Below are 17,055 nucleotides of genomic sequence, written 5' to 3'. Positions count from 1 at the left end.
AGGCCATGCTCCCATGAGGATCGTGCAGATCAGCGATACCCATTTCAGCCCGACAAAATCCCATTTCAACGACAATTGGGAACCCGTTGTCCGCTGGATCGAGACGATCGGCGCCGACTTCGTCGTGCATACGGGCGACCTTACGGTCGACGGCGCGGACCAGGAGGAAGACATCGTCTTCGCGATGGACCTCCTCCGCAGGCTGCCGGTACCGGTGCTGATCGTGCCCGGCAATCACGATGTCGGCCATCTGCCGGGCTCGGATCAGCAGGTCAACGCCTTGCGCCTCGCTCGCTGGCGCAGGCTCGTCGGCCCGGATTTCTGGTTCTCCGACCACGGCGGCTGGCGGCTCATCGGCCTCGACAGCCTTCTTCTCGGCTTCGACGACGCGGAAGAGGAGAGGCAGTTCCGCTGGCTGGCGGAGGCACTTGAGAGCCGCGACGGCCGCCCCGTCGCGATCTTCGCCCATAAGCCGCTTTTCGTCGACGATCCGGCGGAAGGCGATACCGGCTATTGGAGCGTGCGGCCGAAACAGCGGCAGCGGCTTTACGGGCTGATGGCGGAGAACGATGTCAAGCTCCATGCGAGCGGTCATCTACACTGGGCCTGGCAAGGCCATCATGCCGGCACCGACCTCGTATGGGCGCCGCCGACCTCCTTCATCATCGACAAGCTGGAGCGGGAAATGCCCGGCGAGCGCCTCGTAGGCGCGGTTGTCCACCACCTGGGCGAAGGACGCATCGACAGCGAGATCGTCGCGGTGCCCGGGCTGAAGCCTTACGTCCTGGATCACATGGTGGAAGAGGTCTATCCGCAGGCCGCGAAGAAGCTCGTGGGAGCGGCGCGATGAGCATTCTTTCGCTCCGCGGCATCGCCAAGTCCTTCGCCGGCAATGCGATCCTCAAGGGCGTGAGCCTCGAAGCGGAGGAGGGCGAATTCGTCGCGCTCGTCGGACCCTCCGGCTGCGGCAAGAGCACGCTTCTCCGCATCGTCGCGGGATTGGATCATGCGGATCGCGGCGAGATCGTCATCGGCGGCCGCGAGGTCTCCCCGGTCGCAGCCGCCGACCGCAACGTCGCCATGGTGTTCCAGTCCTACGCCCTTTATCCGCATCTGACCGCCGGCCAGAACATCGCAGTGCCCCTCGCCATGCGGCGGCTTTCGGCGGCTGAGCGATTTCCGTTCGTCGGCAATCTTCTTCCCGGTCAGCGCCAGATCCGCGCCGACATCCAGCGGCAGGTTCGCGAGATGGCGTCCTCCCTCAAGATCGACCATCTGCTCGATCGCAAACCCGGACAGATGTCGGGCGGCCAGCGCCAGCGTGTGGCGCTCGCCCGCGCCATGGTCCGCCGCCCTAGCGTCTTCCTGATGGATGAGCCGCTCTCCAACCTCGACGCGAATCTGCGGGTTCATGCCCGCAGCGAGATCGTCGAGTTGCACCGGCGCGCCGGGGTGCCGACGCTCTATGTCACGCACGACCAGTCCGAGGCCCTGTCCATGGCCGACAGGGTGGCGGTGATGATCGGGGGCACGCTCCTGCAACTGGCGTCGCCCAGGGAAATCTACGACGATCCCGCCCATGTCGAGGTCGCCCGCTTCCTGGGCCAGCCGCGTATCAACGTGGTGGAAACGCGGATGGATCCGTCGGGCATCGTGCGTTTCGGACCGCTCACGCTGGCTGGCGAGAAGCCGGCTTCGGGCGAGGCGTCGGTGATGCTGGCCGTGCGCCCCGAATTCGTCCGTTTTAGCGGAAATCCGGACGGCATCCTCACGGCGCGCGTAGAGCGGACGGAATTTCTCGGCTCCGAAGTGATCGTGCATGCCCGTCTCGGCGCCATTGGCGAAACGATCGTCGCCAAGATCAGCCCGGCCGAAGCTTCCTCCCTTACCACCGGCATGCCGGTGTCGGTCGAGATCGAACCGGATCGGGCGATGCTCTTCGCCGCCTCGGGCGAGCGGCTGCGGGCAAAGACAGTTGCCGCCGCCGCGGCGCTGGAGAAGGCTCATGGTTAGCATGGCGTCCGATATGCCCATGGCGAGGGCCGACCGGCGCGAAGCGCGGGTCGCCTGGTTGCTCGCCGCTCCCGCGATCGTGCTCTTGTTCCTCTTCATTCTGCTGCCGACATTCGCGGTCGTGCTCCTCGGCTTTACCGATTTCGAGCTCGGCTATGGCGGCTTCCGTTTCGTCGGGTTGGAAAACTACGCGGAACTGATCGGCGACCGCACCTTCCGCCGTTCGCTCTGGAACACGGCCGTCTATACGGCGATCGTCACGCCGGTATCGATCGTGCTGGCGCTGGGCGTCGCGCTCCTGATCGAGGCGGAGACCCGCGCAAAGGCGTTCTTCCGGACCGTCTATTTCCTGCCCGTCGCCTCGCTTCTGGTCGCAATGGCGACGGTCTGGCAATTCCTGTTCCATCCCTCAATCGGGCCGATCAACACCTTCCTGGCACAGCTCGGCATCCCCGGACCGAACTGGCTCGGCGCCTCCGGCACCGTGCTTTACGGGCTTTCGATCATCGGCATCTGGCAGTCGGTGGGCTTCAACATGGTGCTGTTTCTCGCCGGGCTGACCGCGATCCCGGGCGAGCTCTATGCCGCCGCGCAGGTGGACGGCGCGAAATCCCGGCTGGACCGGTTCCGGCTCGTCACCTGGCCGATGCTCGCGCCGACGACGCTCTTCGTCACCACCATCAGCATCATCAATTCCGTCAAGGTCTTCGAGACGGTGAAGACGCTCACCGAAGGCGGGCCGAACAAGGCTTCCGAAGTGCTGCTTTTCACCATCTACCAGGAAGGCTTCGTCTATCTCCGGGTCGGCTATGCCTCGGCGATGACGGTGATCTTTCTCGCGATCCTCGTCGTCCTGATGTTCCTGCAATACCGCGTTCTCGACCGGAAGGTGCATTACGCATGACCGTAAACAGCCTTTCTCCCGGCCGCATCCTGCGGTTCACGCTCCTGTCGCTCGGCGCTCTCATCTTCCTTGCGCCTTACATCTTCATGATCTCGACGGCCGGCAAGGCGCAGAGCGAGATCTTTTCCTCCTCGCTGTCGCTGATCCCGCAGCAATGGTCCTATGTCGAGAACTTCACCAAGGCGCTGTCGCGCGTCTCGATGCCGATCCTGCTTCTGAACGGCGTGATCGTCTGCGCGATGATCTTTATTGTTCAGGTCGTGGTCGCCATTCCCTGCGCCTATGCCATGGCGAAACTCAAGTTCCGCGCCGCACGCCTGATGATGGTGCTGGTGATGCTGGGGCTGCTCGTGCCGATCCATGCGACCGCGCTGCCGCTCTATGTCGCCTTCGACCGGCTGGCAGTGCTCAACAGCTACACGGCACTCGTCGCGCCCTTCTCGATCTCGGTCTTCGCGATCTTCCTGTTCCTGCAGTTCTTCCGCGCCATTCCCGATGACCTGATCCATGCCGCCCGGCTCGACGGCATGTCGGAGATCGGCATCGTCGCACGCGTCGTCGTGCCCAATGCCTGGCCGGCGATCACCGCCTTCGCAATCTTTTCGGTGGTGGCGCACTGGAACGACCTGTTCTGGCCGCTGGTGGTCGTCACCAACCAGAACTACGCCACCCCTCCGCTCGGCCTTCTCTATTTCCGCGCTGCGGAAGCCGGCGACGACTACGGCGCGCTGATGGCGGCCACGCTGATCATTACCCTTCCCCTCGTCGCCGCGTTCCTCGTCGCACAGAAGCGCTTCGTCGAGGGCATAACCATGACCGGTCTCAAGGGCTGATCGGTCGAACCAGGAGAACATCATGAAACATTTCACGCAACTTCTCACCGCCGCGGCGGTGTCGATGACCCTTGCCCTACCGGCCCGGGCCGAAACAGTGCTGACTGTGCATTATCCGATGCCCGGCTTCTTCAAGGACGTGATGGACACGATCTCCAAGAAGTTCATGGAGGAAAATCCGGATATCAAGATCGCCTTCGCCAATCCTTCCGCAACTTACGAGGAGGGGATCCAGACGATCATGCGCCAGGCCGGAACGGCCGAAATGCCCGACATCACCTTCATCGGGCTCAACCGTCTGCGCATGCTCAACGAACGCGACGTCCCGGTCGACCTCGGAGCCTTCATCGCCAAGGACGGCGACATGGCCGAACAGGGCTTCTCGGAGAACATCCTGAAGCTCGCCCAGGTCAACGGCAAGCAGGTGGGCCTTGCCTTCGCGACCTCCAATCCGATCATGTATTACAATGCCGATCTCGTGCGCAAAGCGGGCGGGGATCCGGATACTCCGCCGAAGACCTGGGACGAGGTGATTGCGCTCGGCGGCAAGATCAAGGCGCTCGGCGACGGCGTCGAGGGGATAGACTTCCGCTGGCAGGGCGACGACTGGATGTTCTCCGCTCTTCTCTTCGGCGCGGGCGGCCGCATGCTGACCGAGGACGAGAGCAAGGTCGCTTTCAACGGTCCGGAAGGCAAAAAGGCGATCGAAGTTCTCGACCGAATGGTCAAGGAAGGCGGCCTGCCGGTGCTCACCAAGCAGGCCGGCGAGCAGGCCTTCGTCGCGGGCAAGGTCGGTTTCGCCTTCCAGACGACCGGGGCGCTCCGCAACACGATCAAGAATGTCGGCGAAAAGTTCGACCTGCGCACCGCGGCCATTCCGCGGATCGACCCGGTGAACGGCAAGCTGCCGACCGGCGGCAACGCGGTCGTGATCCTCACGCGCGACGCCGACAAGCAGGACGCTGCGTGGAAGTTCGCCAAGTTCGCGGCCGGCCCCTATGGCGCTTCGGTCGTCGTTCCGGGTACCGGCTACGTCCCGAACAACGAGCTCGCGGCGAAGTCGCCGGAATATCTCGCAAACTTCTACAGGGAAAATCCGCTCTTCCGCGCCGGCCTCGAGCAGATGCCGGTTATGATCCCGTGGTATGCCTTCCCGGGCACGAACGGCGTCAAGGTCACGCAGACGATCGTCGAGAACCTGTCGCGCGTCGTCGAGCAGGCGGCAACCCCCGAGGAGGCGCTGAACGACGCAGCCGCGGAAGTCGAAAGCCTGCTGCCGCGCAGCTGAGCCTTGAATCCGTCATTCATAAGCCCGCCTGCGGATCATTATCCTCCGCAGGCGGACCCGTTCAGGCCGGGGCGGTACGTCCGTCCAGGCTGAAGGCACCCGCGCCGAAGGCGGCGATCTGAAGGAAGCCGCCGGTGATCGCCAGGTTCTTCATGAAGTGGATCATCTGGTTCTGGTCGGCGAAGTCGGTGTGAAAGCCGATCGCCGAGGCCAGGGTGAAGGCTGCAAGGATCAGCGCCACCCACCGGGCCCGATAGCCGAGGACGAGGAGGATGCCTGCGCCGATCTCCACGACAAGAGCAATCGCGTAGGCGACCGGAGGCAGGGGCAGCCCCGCCGAGGCGATGTAGCCGATCGTGCCGGATGGATCACCCAGTTTCCCGAAGCCGGAAAGAATAAACATGGCGGCGAGAAGCAGGCGGCCGATGAGGGCCAAGGAGCCTTGAAGTGCGGGATTGTCGCTCATGTGACGTGCCTTTCTTCACTATGGCCTGATCGCGAACGCATACCCGCTCCGGACCTTCGGAACGGCGGCAGGCGTTCGCTGCTCCATGATTGTAAATGCAGAGCCCGCGGATCGGAAATTTTCCACGGCTGAAACAGAAATTGAACGGAACGGAATTGCATCGTCAAAGCGCGGGAAAGCCTTGCGCCGCGAGCACGGAACAGCACTCGGGAGGGGTTTTCAAGGCGGCCCGGCGCCCTTCCGGCGAGGCTCCCGGAAGGAAGTTGTTAACCTTCATTTCCTATTCCGTAGGGCAGCCCCTTCGATGATGAATTTCGAGTTTTCAGGCCATGCGCATTCCCCGGACAAATTTCTCGCCTGCAGCTTTGTATGACGCAAATCACGCGGTTGATTTCGAGGAGCCGCATCCGGTTGCGCAAGGTTCCGCGGACGCTTCGGCGCCTGAGGCGGCCGCTCACGACCATCTGTTCGAAGCACCGGAAGCGCCGCGGCGCGCGCCCGGCCATCGGGACCAGGAGACAGGCTATGCGGGACGCGCCGCGCGCCTCTACGGTCATGGCTCCGCCTATGCTCCGGCCGAGGTTACCGTCTCTACGCGCGATCCGCTTCCCACGCTTGCCGAGATCACCGGCCTATCCGGCGAGCCGAGCTGGGAGAGCCATTTCTTCCTGTCGCCGAACGTGCGCTTCACGCGCACGCCCGAGCGCGAACTCATGAAGCGTCACCCGCCGGCGCCCGAAGAAAGCCGGACTGAGGCCGACGAAGCCGCGGCGGAAGCATCCGATCCCGAAACGGTGATGGACGCAGTACCGGCCGAACCCGCTCCGTCCGTGGTCGAAACGGAACTGCCGTCCTACAGTCCGTCCGAGCTCCTCCGGGTGCTGACGCAGCAACTGCCCTCCTGGAGCGCTGCACGCTCGCCGGCGCCGGAAGCGAGCACGACCGAACCGGCAATCACCGAAAGCGCGGCCGTGACGGAGGAAGAGCCCACCACTCCTGAAACGTCATCGGCCCTGCCGGTAGCGGACGAGGTGCCTGTGGTTCCGCATGCACCGCCCGTTGCGAACCTTGCGCCCCGGAGTGCCGGAGTGGAGGAGGATGTGCCCCGGCAGGCAGGCGCGCATCTGGCCTATCTGTCCGATTTTGCGTTTTTCGAGTTCATGCCGCTCGAAGCGGCGGCTGTTCCGCCGACTGCCGCGGAACCTGTGAAGGAAGCCGCGCACCTTCGCGCGCCGGTCGCAGCCGCGCCGAGGGTTTCGCCACTAAAGATCGCCGCCGCGACGCCTGTCGAGATCCGGCCGCAGCCGCCCACGGCGATAAGCTCGCTGTTCCGGGTGGTGGAATGCCGGCGGCCCGAGCCCGCCGCTGCCGAACCGGCTCCGGCCGCGCCGCAGGATGTTGCCGCTGAGCCGGCCGTCGTCGAGACAGCCGCCCCGGTTATAGCCGAAGCACCCGCTTCGGGCCCGGCCGCCGAACCCATCGTGCCCGCCGTCGTGCCCGCAAGCGAACCGCCTCCCGAAGTGCCGGTGACTAGGGCGGCGATCACCATGCCGGCCGTGATACAGCGTTCGTCGCCGTCTCTGCCGCCGATCGGCGCCATCGAGCCGCTGCAGGGCGGCGACGCCTACGAGTTTCCTTCGAAGGAACTTCTGCAGGAGCCGCCGCAAGGCCAGGGTTTCTTCATGACGCAGGAGCAGCTCGAGCAGAATGCCGGACTGCTCGAAAGCGTGCTCGAGGATTTCGGCGTCAAGGGCGAGATCATCCATGTCCGCCCCGGCCCTGTCGTCACCCTTTACGAATTCGAGCCCGCGCCGGGCGTCAAGTCCTCGCGCGTCATCGGTTTGGCCGACGATATCGCCCGCTCGATGTCGGCGCTCTCTGCCCGCGTCGCGGTGGTGCCCGGCCGCAACGTCATCGGCATCGAGCTGCCGAATGCCACGCGCGAAACCGTCTATTTCCGCGAGCTGATCGAATCCGGCGATTTCCAGAAGACCGGCTGCAAGCTTGCGCTCTGCCTCGGCAAGACGATCGGCGGCGAACCGGTGATCGCCGAACTCGCAAAGATGCCGCATCTGCTCGTCGCCGGCACCACCGGCTCGGGCAAATCGGTGGCGATCAACACCATGATCCTGTCGCTGCTCTACCGGTTAAAGCCGGAAGAATGCCGGCTCATCATGGTCGATCCGAAGATGCTCGAACTCTCCGTCTATGACGGCATCCCGCATCTGCTGACGCCCGTCGTCACGGATCCGAAGAAGGCCGTAATGGCGCTGAAATGGGCGGTGCGCGAGATGGAGGACCGCTATCGCAAGATGTCGCGGCTCGGTGTGCGCAACATCGACGGCTACAACCAGCGCGCGGCGGCCGCGCGGGAAAAAGGCGAGCCGATCCTCGCGACGGTGCAGACCGGTTTCGAGAAGGGCACCGGCGAGCCGCTCTTCGAGCAGCAGGAAATGGACCTTTCGCCGATGCCCTATATCGTCGTCATCGTCGACGAGATGGCCGACCTGATGATGGTCGCCGGCAAGGAGATCGAAGGGGCGATCCAGCGGCTTGCGCAGATGGCGCGTGCCGCCGGCATCCACCTGATCATGGCGACCCAGCGTCCCTCGGTCGACGTCATCACCGGCACGATCAAGGCGAACTTCCCGACCCGCATCTCCTTCCAGGTGACCTCAAAGATCGACAGCCGCACCATCCTCGGCGAGCAGGGGGCCGAACAGCTCCTCGGCCAGGGCGACATGCTGCACATGGCCGGCGGCGGCCGCATTGCCCGCGTCCACGGTCCGTTCGTTTCCGATCAGGAAGTCGAGCATGTGGTCGCGCATCTGAAGACGCAGGGGCGTCCGGAATATCTCGAGACGGTGACGGCGGACGAAGAGGAGGAAGAGGTCGAGGAGGATCAGGGCGCCGTGTTCGACAAGAGCGCGATCGCCGCCGAAGACGGCAACGAGCTCTACGATCAGGCGGTGAAAGTGGTGCTGCGGGACAAGAAGTGCTCGACCTCCTATATCCAGCGCCGCCTCGGCATCGGCTATAACCGCGCCGCCTCGCTGGTCGAACGGATGGAGAAGGACGGTCTCGTCGGCCCGGCGAACCATGTCGGCAAGCGCGAGATCATCTACGGCAACCGCGACAATGCGCCGAAGCCGGAAAGCGACGATCTGGACTGAGTTGTCGGTTGCTTCAGCTCCCTCCGCCTACGGGCGGGAGGGAGCTGCGGGTCACGGCCGCACGGTGATGTGGCCCTTCATGTTGGGATGGTAGCGGCAGATATAATCGAAGCTGCCCGCCTCCTGAAGCACCAGCCGGCCGGATTTCTTCGCCGGCAGAAGCACGTCCGCGCCGCCTTTGACGGTCGCCGTGTGGACGAGCGCATCCTTGTTGATCCACTCGACCTCGTCGCCCACCTTTGCCTCGATCTCCACGGGCAGGTAGACGAGGCGATCGATCGTCACACGGATGGTTTCGGCCTGAGAAGGAGTGGCCACGACGGCCGCTCCCATCGAAAATAAGACAGTTGCCGCTCGCGTCATGAACATCGCGGTCTCACTTCAATTCGGCCGCGACGTGTTCGGCATGCTGCTGATGTCCCTGGAACAGCTTAAGCCCGGTCTCGAGCAGCGATTTGAGTTCTGCATTCTGAGCCGACGGTATCAGCAGCGTTTCCAGCGCGCCGTTGACCTGCTTGTGGTAGGCGACCTCATGCGCGATATAGGCCTTGTCGAATTCCTCGCCCTTGAGCTTCGCAAGCTCCTGCCGCTTCGCCTCGGCCGCTTGCGAGAGGGTCTTGCTCGTATCGTTGTCCTCAGGCGTGACGTTGAGCTTCTTGACGAGATCGAGGGCTTGCTTGTTAACCGACTCGTGGTCGCGCAGCATGCTCTCGGCGAATTCGACGACGGTCTCGTTCTTCGACGTCGCGATCGCCTGTTTGGCGGCTTCGATGTCGAGCACGCCGGCAGTGTAGGCGATATGGGCGATCTGCGGGTCGGTCGGCTTGTCGTTGCCGAGTGCCCCGCCGGTGCCGAAAAGGAGGGCGATCACGGCCGTTGCGGTCGTCAGTCTGATGGTCATGGGATGTTCCTTTCCTCGAAGATCAAAGCGTGTTTGAACGCCACGCTTTGGATGCTTCGCGGCTCGAAGCGTTCCCGCTATTTTCCGTCTGTTTCCGGCGACCGAGGCGAAATGCGGGCAAGAACGGACTCGGTCAGACGCTCGCAGCGCTTTCCCGCGAAAGGAAAGGCATCCAGCAGAACCGGGCCGATCTGCCGCTCCAACTGCTCTTTCAGGATGCGGCGCGCCCGGTGCAGCCTTGTGCGTGCCGTTTCAGGCTTGAGACCAAGCAGGGCGGCCGCCTCGTCGTTGTCGAGCCCTTCGATGACGCGCAGCACGAATACGGTACGGTAGGTGTCCGGGAGATCGTCCGTCAGCCTTTCGACGAGATCGAGGATTTGTCGCTGTGCCATCGTCTTTTCCGGATCGCCGATGCCTGAGTTGAGGGGAAAGGCGATGATCTCCGCCTCTTGCGACTGCCGCATATCTTCGGCAAGTTTCATCAGCCGCCGTCTTTTCCGCAGGCGGCCGAGCGCCTCGTTGATGACGATCCGGGCGAGCCAGGTCGTGATCGCCGCATCGCCGCGAAAACCCTCAAAGCGCGTGAAGGCACGGACATAGGCCTCCTGCAGCACGTCTTCCGCATCGCTGTCGTTGCGCAGGATGCTCCGGGCGATCCGGTAGAGCTTGCGGTTATGTGCCTGCATGATCGCGCGGAAACGGGAGAGGTCCTGCGCAGGTGGCGGCGCATTCAGGCAAAGCTCGGTTTCAGCGATAGGCATGGTCGGGCTCCTTCTCGGATATTGGATGCCCCATCTCCGGAAATGTTCCCAGCTATGTGCCGGCCATGTTTCGGATCTTATCGCGGTCTAGTCTTGCAGGAATAACGGAATTCGGGATCGCGCTGGCTCGACGCCTCGGTGAAAGAGAAAGCCCGGCGCGGGAGGAGGTGCGCCGGGCTTTCGATCCTGACCGGCAACTGGGAGGAGGAGTGTTGCCGATCCCGCGATGGAACTGGGAGGAGGAGTGTTCCATCGACAGTTATATAATAATGCTGCAGTGCAGCATCTTCAAGGCCGAAAATGAAATTTTTTCCGGCTGATAAAAGAAAGGACCGAGGTCCCGCGCCGGAAGCGTCAGGAAGACGCTTGCCTTAGCCGCCATTTGCGCCAGATTCGAAGCGGAAAGGAGGGCAACGCCATGACGAAGGACCGCAGGGCCGCTTTGGTCAGAATTACCGGACGGGTACAGGGCGTGTGCTTTCGCGACTGGACACGCGAGGAGGCCGAAAGGCTCGGCCTTGACGGCTGGGTTCGCAACGAGAGCGACGGCTCGGTGACCGCCCTCATCGCCGGGCCGGACGGCGCCGTCAGCAGAATGCTGGATCACTTCTGGAAAGGGCCGCCCGGCGCTTCCGTCGCCGATGTCGCAAGCGAGGAGGCTTCTTCCGTCGAAGCGCCGGCGGGATTTCGCATTACACGATAACTACACCCGCTCCAGCGCCACCGCGATGCCCTGACCGACGCCGATGCACATGGTGGCGAGCGCGGCGCGGCCACCCGTCTCGGCGAGCTCCAGCGCTGCCGTTCCGGTGATGCGCGCACCCGACATGCCGAGCGGATGGCCGAGTGCGATGGCGCCGCCGTTGCGGTTGACGCGGGGATCGTCGTCGGCGATTCCCAGCGCGCGCAGGACCGCAAGTGCCTGGCTGGCAAAAGCCTCGTTGAGTTCGATGACGTCGAACCGCTCCTGCGTCACGCCGAGCCGTGTCATGAGCCTCTGCGAGGCGGGCACCGGTCCCATGCCCATGATGCGCGGCGGCACGCCTGCCGAAGCGCCGCCGAGGATGCGGGCCATGGGTCGCAGCCCATATTTTCTGGCAGCCTCCTCCGAGGCGATGATGAGCGCCGCAGCGCCGTCATTGACGCCCGAAGCGTTGCCGGCGGTGACGGTGCCGCCCTCCCGGAAGGGTGCCTTGAGTTTGGCGAGCGCTTCGATCGTCGTGGCGCGCGGATGCTCGTCGCGGTCGACGACGACGGGTTCGCCTTTCCTTTGGGGGATGGTGACGGGGACGAGCTCGCTCGCAAGGCGGCCGTTCGTCTGGGCGGCCGCGGCCTTTGCCTGGCTGCGCAGGGCGAAAGCGTCCTGGTCCTCGCGCGAGACCTTATAGTCTTCGGCGACGTTCTCGCCGGTCTCCGGCATTGCGTCGACCCCATATTGTGCCTTCATCAGCGGATTGACGAAGCGCCAGCCGATCGTCGTGTCGTGAATTTCGGCATTGCGCGAAAAGGCGCTCTCGGCCTTCGGCAGCACGAAAGGCGCCCGCGACATGGATTCGACCCCGCCGGCGATCATCAGTTCGGCCTCGCCGCATTTGATCGCCCGGGCGGCCGCAATCACGGCATCCATGCCGGATCCGCAGAGCCGGTTGATCGTCGTGCCGGGAAGGGCGACGGGCAGCCCCGCAAGTAGCAGCGACATGCGCGCGACGTTGCGGTTGTCCTCGCCCGCCTGGTTGGCGCAGCCGAAGATCACGTCATCGACCGCTTCCCAGTCGACCGACCTGTTGCGCGCCATCAGCGCCTTCAGCGCAATGGCGCCGAGGTCGTCGGCGCGCACCGAAGCGAGCGAGCCGCCGAAGCGGCCGATCGGAGTGCGGATATAGTCGCAGATATAGGCTTCGCGCATCAGGTGGCCTCTCTTCCCGCGGCCTCGTGGGCTTTTTTGGTGCGGGCGTTGATGTCGCGCAGAACGACAAGCTCGGTCTCGGTCGGTGCCGGTGTTTCGATGACGGTCTCCGCGAATTTGATCGGCCAGCCGCAATTTCCGGCGATCTGATCCCGGCTGACGCCGGGGTGCAGGGAAACGACGGTCAATTCCTTCGTCTCCGCATCCGGCTCCAGAATGCAGAGATCGGTGACGACGCGGGTCGGGCCGCTGGTCGTCAATCCAAGCCGCTCCCGATGATTGCCGCCTTCGCCGTGTCCCATGGAGGTTACGAAGGGCAGCCTTTCCACGAAGCCGCGCTTCGTCAGCGCCATGGTGATGAAGATGCGGCCGCAATTGGAGGCGATTTCCGGCGCGCCGCCGCCTCCCGGCAGGCGCACCTTGGGATGGTCATAGGGGCCGACGACGGTCGTGTTGAGATTGGCGAAACGATCGATCTGCGCGCCGCCGAGAAAGCCCGTGGTTATCCGGCCGCCCTGGAGCCAGTAGCGGAACATTTCCGGCACCGAGACGGTGAAAAGCGCGGTATCGCAGAGCTCTCCGTCGCCGATCGAGAGCGGCAGTACGTCGGGCCTGGTGCCGACGGTGCCGCTCTCATAGATCAGCGTGATATCCGGCGCATGCGTCAGCCGCGCCACATTGCAGGCGGCTGACGGAGCGCCGATGCCGACGAAGCAGACGTCGTCGTTGGAGAGCGCGCGCGCCGCGGCGACCGTCATCATCTCGGTGGGGGTGAAATCAGTCATTTTTCGCTTTCCCCTCAAGCAACCTTGGCCGCGGTCTTCGCGGCGTGGCGGGCGAAGTCCTCGGGCTTGGCGGCAAGGACGTTCTCCCTGATCCATGCGTTGAAGGTTTCCCGTTCGCGCGCAATCTCGTCCCAACGGATGTAGAAGGCGTTGGAGCGGGGATAGTAACCATGCGCATAGGACGGGAAGGCGCCCCCCGGCACATGCGCGACGGCGGTCACCGCCCACTCCGGCAGCACCACCGAATTGGGGGAGGGCGGGTCGAGTTCGTCGACGATCTCCTCCACCGTTACGATCGAGCGCCTGGCGGCGAGCACCGCTTCCTTCTGCACGCCGACGATCCCCTCGATCAGGACGTTGCCCTTGCGGTCGGCGCGTTGGGCATGGATGATCGTGATGTCCGGGCGGATTGCAGGCACCGCGGCGAGCACCTCGCCGGTGAAGGGGCAGGTCACGCTTCTGATATTGAGGTTCACCTTGGGCAGGTCGGCGCCGATATAGCCGCGGAAGGACGCAAAAGGCAGGTTCGCGGCACCCGCCTCATAAGCATTGGCCATGGCCGCATGCGAATGTTCCTCGATCTCGATCGGCCGCGGCCATTGGTTCTCGACCGCATCCCGGAAGCGGTGCAGCGAGCCGACGCCCGGATTGCCGCCCCAGGAAAACTTCATGCCCCGCGCCGCACCGACGCCGATCAACTGGTCGTAGAGGATGTCGGGCGTCATGCGCACGAGGAACAGGTCCTTCCGGCCCTGGCGAATCACCTCGTGTCCCGCGGCATAGGGGATCAGGTGCGTGAAGCCTTCCATCGCCACCGTATCGCCATCCCTGACATTCTCCGCCACCGCCTCGGCGAGAGACACTATCCGCGCCATCGTTTTCCTCCAGTGATGTTCGAGCCGAATAAGCGCCTGTTCCTCCCAGGCGTCAATTTCTTTTGTGCGAAATTTGACATTTGTTCGTATGTCGCACAAAATCGCAGGCCAGAAACCGGCGGGAGACACGATGCGGGAAACGGATTTCGTCAGCGGCTTTGCGCGCGGTCTGAGGGTGATCGAAGCCTTCGGCGAGGCGCAGCCGCGGCTTTCGATCGCCGACGCCGCGAAGATCACCGGGCTCGACCGGGCGACCGCCAGGCGATCCCTGCTGACGCTGTCGCAGCTTGGTTATGCCAATTACGACGGCAAGTTCTTCACGCTCACACCGAAGATCCTGAGGCTCGGCCATGCCTATCTTTCGGCGACGCCGCTGCCGGCCATTGTCCAGCCTTACCTGGACCAGCTCGCGGAAAGAGCCGGGCAGAGCGCTTCCGCCTCGGTGCTCGACGGGACCGAGATCGTCTATGTGGCACGCGCGTCGCAGCGCCGGGTGATGTCGATCAACCTGACGCCCGGCTCGCGTCTTCCCGCCTATTGCGCCTCGATGGGGCGGGTGTTGCTGGCCGCACTACCCGAGACCGAGGCACGCGAAATACTCGGACGTTCCGACTTGAAGGCGAACACACCGCTGACGAGAACCGACCCGGAAGAGCTGGTGGCGGAATTGCGGCGGGTTCGCGACGAGGGCTATGCGATTATCGACCAGGAACTGGAGCTCGGCCTCTGCTCGATCGCGGTACCGGTCGCCAATGATCGCGGGCAGGTGCTCGCGGCCGTGAACATCGGCGCATCCGCCGCCCATGTGCCGGCCCGCGAGATGGCCGAGCGCTTTCTGCCGCTGCTCAGGGAAACACAAGCCGCATTGCGGCTTGTATTGCGCTAGGCGTGTTGAGATCGGATACCCGCGGCGGCTTGTTTGATTTCCTCATTCCTGTGACGAGCACAGGAATGAGGGTGGAGAGGGTGCGGTTCCTCGGCGCGCTTCATAATCCGTGAAGATAGCGAGGCGGCGCGGGTCCCGCCCGTATATAGCGTCCCGCTTCGCTTCGATGCGAGAATGTAGACGTAACCTTTCATTGCGTGACGTATCCCCGGTCCCTCATTCCTGTGCTTGTCACAGGAATCCAGCCAGCCCAAGTCTTTGGGCTGGAAAGGCTCTTCCGCGCCGCAGACGCGGCGCTGCTGGATCTCTGTGACAAGCACAGAGATGAGGATGAGGAGAGATTGCAGCCCTCCGAAAAGTTTCCTGCAGCGCCGCGCGTCTTATGAGACGAGCAAAGGTCACTGTAGCCCTTTGAGCTGCTGCATGTTTTGTCCATTGACCGGCTACGAGCGGGATGGGGGCGGAAAAGCGCACGCATTTTTCCTCATCCCGCTTTAGCCATCGGCCTCAATATCCTCGCGCCGCACCTGCGCCGATGCGGCTGTCGACGGCGCCGTTGTAGCGGGCGCCGCCGCCCGCCTCGATCTCGGCAACGTTCTCGCCGCCGACGAGGATGCCCGCTGCCTGACCCCAGATCATCCAGTTCTCGTCGAGCTGAACGTCATGGCCCATGGCGGAAAGCAGTTTGCGCGTATCGGGCGAGAGAGCATAGGGCTCCATGAAGACCTTGTCCGGAAGCCACTGATGGTGGACGCGCGGCGCGTCGACGGCCTCCTGAATGTTCATGCCGTGGTCGATCACGTTGATGATCGCTTCCAGCGTGATGGTGATGATGCGGGCGCCGCCGGGGCTGCCGATCACCATGAAGGGCTTGCCGTCTTTCGAGATGATCGTAGGGCTCATCGATGAGAGCGGCGTCTTGCCGGCTTCGATCGCATTCGCCTCGCCCTGCACGAGGCCATAGAGATTGGGGGTGCCCGGCTTGGCGGTGAAATCGTCCATCTCGTTGTTGAGGAGGATACCCGTGCCGGGCGCGACGACGCCCGCGCCGAAGGAGCCGTTCAGCGTGTAGGTCACCGCAACCGCATTCCCCTCGTCGTCGATGATGGAATAATGGGTCGTCTCCTTGCTTTCGGTAAAGCCCGCCGGCATCAGCTCCTGGGAAACGCCGGCCTTGAAGGGGTCGATCTTGGCGCGGATTTCTTTCGCGTAGCTCTTGTCGACGAGCTTTGCGACCGGGTTTTCGACAAAGGCCGGATCGCCGAGCGCGGTGTTGCGATCGACATAGGCATGGCGCATCGCCTCGATCATCGCATGCACCGTCTCGGCCGAGCCGTAACCGAGATAGGAGAGCGGGTAGCCCTCGAGGATGTTGAGAATCTCGCAGATGATCAATCCGCCTGACGATGGCGGCGGCGAGGAGACGATGTCATAGCCTCGGTAGTTGCACTTGACCGGCTCGAGCTCGCGAACCTGATAGCGCTCGAAATCCTCCTTGGCGAGAATGCCGCCCTTATCCGTGCTCGCCTTGACGATCGCGTCGGCGATCGCGCCCTTATAGAAGGCGTCCGTGCCTTTTTCGGCAATGCTCGAAAGCGAAGCGGCAAGATCGGTCTGGACCAGCCGGTCACCGGCTGCAAAAGGCTTGCCGTCCGGCTTCAGGAAGATGGCGGCGGCGGCCGGATCCTTGGCGAGCCGCTCGGTCTCCCCGTCGAAAGACTCGATGTCACCCTGTTCGAGCACGAATCCATCGCGCGCGAGCTTGATCGCCGGATCGATCAGCTCCTTCAGCGGCCTTGTGCCGTAACGGCTGCGGGCGAACTCGAAGCCCATGACCGGTCCGGGCACGCCGACGGCGAGATAGCCTTCGGTGCTCAATCCCTCGACGAGATCGCCCTTGTCGTCGAGATACATGGTCTTGGTGGCGGCGAGAGGCGCGCGCTCGCGAAAATCGAGGAAGGTCGTCTTGCCGTCCTTGAAGCGGATGGTCATGAAGCCGCCGCCGCCGATGTTGCCGGCCGTCGGGTAGACGACGGCGAGGGCATAGCCGACCGCAACCGCCGCATCGATCGCATTGCCGCCCTTCTTCAGGACCTCGACGCCGATGTCGGATGCAAGATGCTGGGCGGTCACGACCATGCCGTGCTCGGCCTTGACCGGCTCTGGCGAGGCCGCCAGGACCGGCCGCGGCGAGAACGTACTCAGCGCGACGATCAGGGTAATGGACAGGGATTTCAGGCAGGGACTGCGCATGCTTTCCTCCC

General features: G+C 63.9%; 16 protein-coding genes. 8 read left to right on the top strand and 8 right to left on the bottom strand.

Annotation, left to right across the window (positions count from 1 at the left end):
• Positions 1–13 precede the first annotated feature (13 nt).
• Genes AC5J09_RS10420 through AC5J09_RS10400 form a run of 5 tightly spaced genes read left to right on the top strand, consistent with a single transcriptional unit; the run spans position 14 to position 5,038 of the window.
• Positions 14–850, top strand: coding sequence for a metallophosphoesterase family protein (locus AC5J09_RS10420; RefSeq protein ID WP_494297563.1), 837 nt, complete (start codon positions 14–16; stop codon positions 848–850).
• The gene (locus AC5J09_RS10415) at positions 847–2,013 is read left to right on the top strand and encodes an ABC transporter ATP-binding protein (protein WP_494297562.1); all 1,167 of its coding nucleotides are present in this window, start codon (positions 847–849) and stop codon (positions 2,011–2,013) included. Before AC5J09_RS10420 ends, AC5J09_RS10415 begins: the two co-directional genes overlap by 4 nt.
• The gene (locus AC5J09_RS10410; protein WP_494297561.1) at positions 2,006–2,917 is read left to right on the top strand and encodes a carbohydrate ABC transporter permease; all 912 of its coding nucleotides are present in this window, start codon (positions 2,006–2,008) and stop codon (positions 2,915–2,917) included. Before AC5J09_RS10415 ends, AC5J09_RS10410 begins: the two co-directional genes overlap by 8 nt.
• On the top strand, positions 2,914–3,750 hold the full coding sequence (locus tag AC5J09_RS10405; protein ID WP_275599478.1) for a carbohydrate ABC transporter permease: 837 nt from the start codon (positions 2,914–2,916) through the stop codon (positions 3,748–3,750). Before AC5J09_RS10410 ends, AC5J09_RS10405 begins: the two co-directional genes overlap by 4 nt.
• A 22-nt stretch (positions 3,751–3,772) precedes the next feature.
• The gene (locus AC5J09_RS10400; protein ID WP_338282020.1) at positions 3,773–5,038 is read left to right on the top strand and encodes an ABC transporter substrate-binding protein; all 1,266 of its coding nucleotides are present in this window, start codon (positions 3,773–3,775) and stop codon (positions 5,036–5,038) included.
• A gap of 61 nt (positions 5,039–5,099) precedes the next feature.
• Here AC5J09_RS10400 and AC5J09_RS10395 read toward each other — a convergent pair whose 3' ends face one another.
• Positions 5,100–5,504, bottom strand: coding sequence for a DoxX family protein (locus AC5J09_RS10395; protein ID WP_102763696.1), 405 nt, complete (start codon positions 5,502–5,504; stop codon positions 5,100–5,102).
• 329 nt (positions 5,505–5,833) lie between these two features.
• Here AC5J09_RS10395 and AC5J09_RS10390 point away from each other — a divergent pair, with 329 nt between their 5' ends.
• A complete protein-coding gene (locus tag AC5J09_RS10390) occupies positions 5,834–8,677 on the top strand; it encodes a DNA translocase FtsK (RefSeq protein WP_494297560.1) in 2,844 nt (947 codons plus the stop codon).
• Positions 8,678–8,728: 51 nt separating this feature from the next.
• Here the strand turns inward: AC5J09_RS10390 and AC5J09_RS10385 are convergent, their stop codons facing one another.
• From AC5J09_RS10385 to AC5J09_RS10375, 3 genes are all read right to left on the bottom strand, one after another.
• Complete coding sequence (locus AC5J09_RS10385; protein WP_100671194.1) at positions 8,729–9,046, bottom strand: cupredoxin domain-containing protein; 318 nt, start codon at positions 9,044–9,046, stop codon at positions 8,729–8,731.
• Between the two features lie 7 nt (positions 9,047–9,053).
• The gene (locus AC5J09_RS10380; RefSeq protein ID WP_100671196.1) at positions 9,054–9,578 is read right to left on the bottom strand and encodes a DUF4142 domain-containing protein; all 525 of its coding nucleotides are present in this window, start codon (positions 9,576–9,578) and stop codon (positions 9,054–9,056) included.
• A 77-nt stretch (positions 9,579–9,655) separates the two neighbouring features.
• On the bottom strand, positions 9,656–10,339 hold the full coding sequence (locus AC5J09_RS10375) for an RNA polymerase sigma factor (RefSeq protein ID WP_494297559.1): 684 nt from the start codon (positions 10,337–10,339) through the stop codon (positions 9,656–9,658).
• Between the two features lie 418 nt (positions 10,340–10,757).
• Here AC5J09_RS10375 and AC5J09_RS10370 point away from each other — a divergent pair, with 418 nt between their 5' ends.
• Positions 10,758–11,042, top strand: a complete 285-nt coding sequence (locus tag AC5J09_RS10370; RefSeq protein WP_100671198.1) for an acylphosphatase — start codon at positions 10,758–10,760, stop codon at positions 11,040–11,042.
• On the opposite strand, the gene pcaF is transcribed toward AC5J09_RS10370, so the two are convergent.
• From pcaF to AC5J09_RS10355, 3 genes are read right to left on the bottom strand one after another with little or no spacing between them, the layout of a single operon-like run.
• The gene (gene pcaF, locus AC5J09_RS10365) at positions 11,043–12,245 is read right to left on the bottom strand and encodes a 3-oxoadipyl-CoA thiolase (RefSeq protein WP_494297558.1); all 1,203 of its coding nucleotides are present in this window, start codon (positions 12,243–12,245) and stop codon (positions 11,043–11,045) included.
• Complete coding sequence (locus tag AC5J09_RS10360) at positions 12,245–13,030, bottom strand: CoA-transferase subunit beta (protein WP_494297557.1); 786 nt, start codon at positions 13,028–13,030, stop codon at positions 12,245–12,247. Before AC5J09_RS10360 ends, pcaF begins: the two co-directional genes overlap by 1 nt.
• A 14-nt stretch (positions 13,031–13,044) precedes the next feature.
• Complete coding sequence (locus AC5J09_RS10355; RefSeq protein WP_494297556.1) at positions 13,045–13,905, bottom strand: CoA transferase subunit A; 861 nt, start codon at positions 13,903–13,905, stop codon at positions 13,045–13,047.
• 130 nt (positions 13,906–14,035) lie between these two features.
• Between AC5J09_RS10355 and AC5J09_RS10350 the strand changes: the two genes are divergently transcribed.
• Positions 14,036–14,791, top strand: coding sequence for an IclR family transcriptional regulator (locus AC5J09_RS10350; RefSeq protein ID WP_494297555.1), 756 nt, complete (start codon positions 14,036–14,038; stop codon positions 14,789–14,791).
• A 507-nt stretch (positions 14,792–15,298) separates the two neighbouring features.
• Here the strand turns inward: AC5J09_RS10350 and ggt are convergent.
• Positions 15,299–17,044: a gamma-glutamyltransferase gene (gene ggt / locus AC5J09_RS10345; RefSeq protein WP_494297554.1), complete on the bottom strand. Its 1,746-nt coding sequence runs from the start codon at positions 17,042–17,044 to the stop codon at positions 15,299–15,301.
• Positions 17,045–17,055 lie beyond the last annotated feature (11 nt).

This window comes from Sinorhizobium sp. (genome assembly GCF_059070375.1).
The sequence above is the reverse complement of the archived record's forward strand: the minus strand, read 5'-3'. Positions and strand labels throughout refer to the sequence as shown.

Bases quoted from the DNA above. Each gene is read 5' to 3' on its own strand.
- AC5J09_RS10420 (WP_494297563.1), top strand. From the start codon at position 14: ATGAGGATCGTGCAGATCAGCGATACCCATTTCAGCCCGACAAAATCC.
- AC5J09_RS10360 (WP_494297557.1), bottom strand. From the start codon at position 13,030: ATGACTGATTTCACCCCCACCGAGATGATGACGGTCGCCGCGGCGCGC.
- AC5J09_RS10350 (WP_494297555.1), top strand. From the start codon at position 14,036: ATGCGGGAAACGGATTTCGTCAGCGGCTTTGCGCGCGGTCTGAGGGTG.
- AC5J09_RS10380 (WP_100671196.1), bottom strand. From the start codon at position 9,578: ATGACCATCAGACTGACGACCGCAACGGCCGTGATCGCCCTCCTTTTC.
- AC5J09_RS10410 (WP_494297561.1), top strand. From the start codon at position 2,006: ATGGTTAGCATGGCGTCCGATATGCCCATGGCGAGGGCCGACCGGCGC.
- ggt (WP_494297554.1), bottom strand. From the start codon at position 17,044: ATGCGCAGTCCCTGCCTGAAATCCCTGTCCATTACCCTGATCGTCGCG.
- AC5J09_RS10385 (WP_100671194.1), bottom strand. From the start codon at position 9,046: ATGTTCATGACGCGAGCGGCAACTGTCTTATTTTCGATGGGAGCGGCC.
- AC5J09_RS10375 (WP_494297559.1), bottom strand. From the start codon at position 10,339: ATGCCTATCGCTGAAACCGAGCTTTGCCTGAATGCGCCGCCACCTGCG.
- AC5J09_RS10390 (WP_494297560.1), top strand. From the start codon at position 5,834: ATGCGCATTCCCCGGACAAATTTCTCGCCTGCAGCTTTGTATGACGCA.
- AC5J09_RS10395 (WP_102763696.1), bottom strand. From the start codon at position 5,504: ATGAGCGACAATCCCGCACTTCAAGGCTCCTTGGCCCTCATCGGCCGC.
- AC5J09_RS10415 (WP_494297562.1), top strand. From the start codon at position 847: ATGAGCATTCTTTCGCTCCGCGGCATCGCCAAGTCCTTCGCCGGCAAT.
- AC5J09_RS10370 (WP_100671198.1), top strand. From the start codon at position 10,758: ATGACGAAGGACCGCAGGGCCGCTTTGGTCAGAATTACCGGACGGGTA.
- AC5J09_RS10400 (WP_338282020.1), top strand. From the start codon at position 3,773: ATGAAACATTTCACGCAACTTCTCACCGCCGCGGCGGTGTCGATGACC.
- pcaF (WP_494297558.1), bottom strand. From the start codon at position 12,245: ATGCGCGAAGCCTATATCTGCGACTATATCCGCACTCCGATCGGCCGC.
- AC5J09_RS10405 (WP_275599478.1), top strand. From the start codon at position 2,914: ATGACCGTAAACAGCCTTTCTCCCGGCCGCATCCTGCGGTTCACGCTC.
- AC5J09_RS10355 (WP_494297556.1), bottom strand. From the start codon at position 13,905: ATGGCGCGGATAGTGTCTCTCGCCGAGGCGGTGGCGGAGAATGTCAGG.